Source organism: Mesorhizobium sp. CNPSo 4670, assembly GCF_057784235.1.
Genome location: NZ_JBWJFQ010000048.1, coordinates 1 through 2,500, shown reverse-complemented (window position 1 = coordinate 2,500; position 2,500 = coordinate 1). Strand labels below are relative to the sequence as shown.

Below are 2,500 nucleotides of genomic sequence, written 5' to 3'. Positions count from 1 at the left end.
GTAACAGCTCACTGGTCTAAATAAGGGTCTTTGCGCCGAAAATGTAACGGGGCTAAAGCCATACACCGAAGCTTAGGGTTCGTGAGCAATCACGAGCGGTAGCGGAGCGTTCTGTAAGCTGATGAAGCCATACCCGTGAGGGGTGGTGGAGGTATCAGAAGTGCGAATGCTGACATGAGTAACGTAAGGGGAGTGAGAGACTCCCCCGCCGAAAGACCAAGGGTTCCTGCTTAAAGCTAATCTGAGCAGGGTTAGCCGGCCCCTAAGACGAGGCGGAAACGCGTAGTCGATGGGAACCACGTTAATATTCGTGGGCTTGGAGGTAGTGACGGATCATTGAGGTAGTCCAATCTTATCGGATTGAACGGGCTGCTGCGTGGTTCCAGGAAATAGCTCCTCCTTATAAACCGTACCCGAAACCGACACTGGTGGTCTGGTAGAGTATACCAAGGCGCTTGAGAGAACTATGCTGAAGGAACTCGGCAAATTGCACGCGTAACTTCGGAAGAAGCGTGACCCTTTTCCACGCAAGTGGAGGAGGGTGGCACAGACCAGGGGGTAGCGACTGTTTATCAAAAACACAGGGCTCTGCGAAGTCGCAAGACGACGTATAGGGTCTGACGCCTGCCCGGTGCTGGAAGGTTAAGAGGAGGGGTGCAAGCTCTGAATCGAAGCCCCAGTAAACGGCGGCCGTAACTATAACGGTCCTAAGGTAGCGAAATTCCTTGTCGGGTAAGTTCCGACCTGCACGAATGGCGTAACGACTTCCCCGCTGTCTCCAGCATAGACTCAGTGAAATTGAATTCCCCGTGAAGATGCGGGGTTCCTGCGGTTAGACGGAAAGACCCCGTGCACCTTTACTATAGCTTTACATTGGCATTCGTAGTGGCATGTGTAGGATAGGTGGTAGGCTTTGAAACCTGGGCGCCAGCTCAGGTGGAGCCACCCTTGAAATACCACCCTTATTACTATGGATGTCTAACCGCGGCCCGTTATCCGGGTCCGGGACAATGTATGGTGGGTAGTTTGACTGGGGCGGTCGCCTCCTAAAGAGTAACGGAGGCGCGCGATGGTGGGCTCAGAACGGTCGGAAATCGTTCGCTGAGTGCAATGGCATAAGCCTGCCTGACTGCGAGACTGACAAGTCGAGCAGAGACGAAAGTCGGTCATAGTGATCCGGTGGTCCCGCGTGGAAGGGCCATCGCTCAACGAATAAAAGGTACGCCGGGGATAACAGGCTGATGACCCCCAAGAGTCCATATCGACGGGGTTGTTTGGCACCTCGATGTCGACTCATCGCATCCTGGGGCTGGAGCAGGTCCCAAGGGTATGGCTGTTCGCCATTTAAAGCGGTACGTGAGTTGGGTTCAGAACGTCGTGAGACAGTTCGGTCCCTATCTGCCGTGGGTGTAGGAATATTGAAAGGATCTGTCCCTAGTACGAGAGGACCGGGATGGACGGATCTCTGGTGGACCTGTTGTGGCGCCAGCCGCATAGCAGGGTAGCTATATCCGGACGGGATAACCGCTGAAGGCATCTAAGCGGGAAACCCACCTTAAAACGAGTATTCCCTGAGAACCGTGGAAGACGACCACGTTGATAGGCCGGGTGTGGAAGAGCGGCAACGCTTGAAGCTTACCGGTACTAATAGTTCGATCGGCTTGATCGTTCTCATTCCTTATGCCCATCTGACAAAGTCAGATGGTTTGTTCTCACTCACGCTTGTTCCGCCCTTCGGGCGGCGCTACGTGGGTGCGGCGCATCGGCGCCGACGGTCGGTCGACCTTGCGAAGCTTCGCTTCGAAGGGCAGACCCCCAAGGACAACCAGGCACATATAAGACCAGCGAACAGCTCCGAGAGAGCGCATAGGTAACCCCTGTTCGCTATTCACTGTTGGCTCTTCGCTCAAAAGCTTCTCGAAACAACGTGCGTTTTGCCGACCTGGTGGTTATGGCGGAGCGGCTGCACCCGATCCCATTCCGAACTCGGCCGTGAAACGCTCCAGCGCTGATGGTACTTCGTCTCAAGACGCGGGAGAGTAGGTCGCTGCCAGGTCTGCCAAACGCACGTTGATCTCACATCCAAATCGGATGGAGAGAAATCTTCTCTTTATGAACAGGCCCGCCAACGGGATCACGGGCCGCGTAAGCGGCCCTTTCATTTGGTGAGGCTTCTACCTATCTGTAGGCCATCCCTATCGTAGGCTTGCGCTTACTTCTAGTTGACGCGGGGTGGAGCAGCCCGGTAGCTCGTCAGGCTCATAACCTGAAGGTCACAGGTTCAAATCCTGTCCCCGCAACCAAATTAAAACAGCCCGGCCCAGCCCGGGCTGTTTTTGTGTCCGGCCGACCGTGACCATGGAACTCCCCTCATCAGCGCCCCGCAAGGAACCATAGTCGACGCAGTAGGACAAATAAGACTAAGCCTGTTCCAGCAACCAAATCAACAAAACGCCCGTCAGGCCAAAAGCCGGCGGGCGTTGCGCTTTTGGAGCATATG

General features: G+C 55.1%; 1 tRNA gene and 2 rRNA genes (1 of these 3 cut by a window edge). All 3 read left to right on the top strand.

Features of this window, described 5'->3' with window-relative positions:
* Positions 1-1,669 (top strand): 23S ribosomal RNA (locus tag AC0ZT5_RS34800); it begins 1,190 nt to the left of the window's first position.
* Positions 1,670-1,941: 272 nt separating this feature from the next.
* A 5S ribosomal RNA gene (gene rrf / locus AC0ZT5_RS34795) occupies positions 1,942-2,056 on the top strand.
* Positions 2,057-2,226: 170 nt separating this feature from the next.
* Positions 2,227-2,303: transfer RNA gene (locus AC0ZT5_RS34790), tRNA-Met, on the top strand.
* Positions 2,304-2,500: the final 197 nt, after the last annotated feature.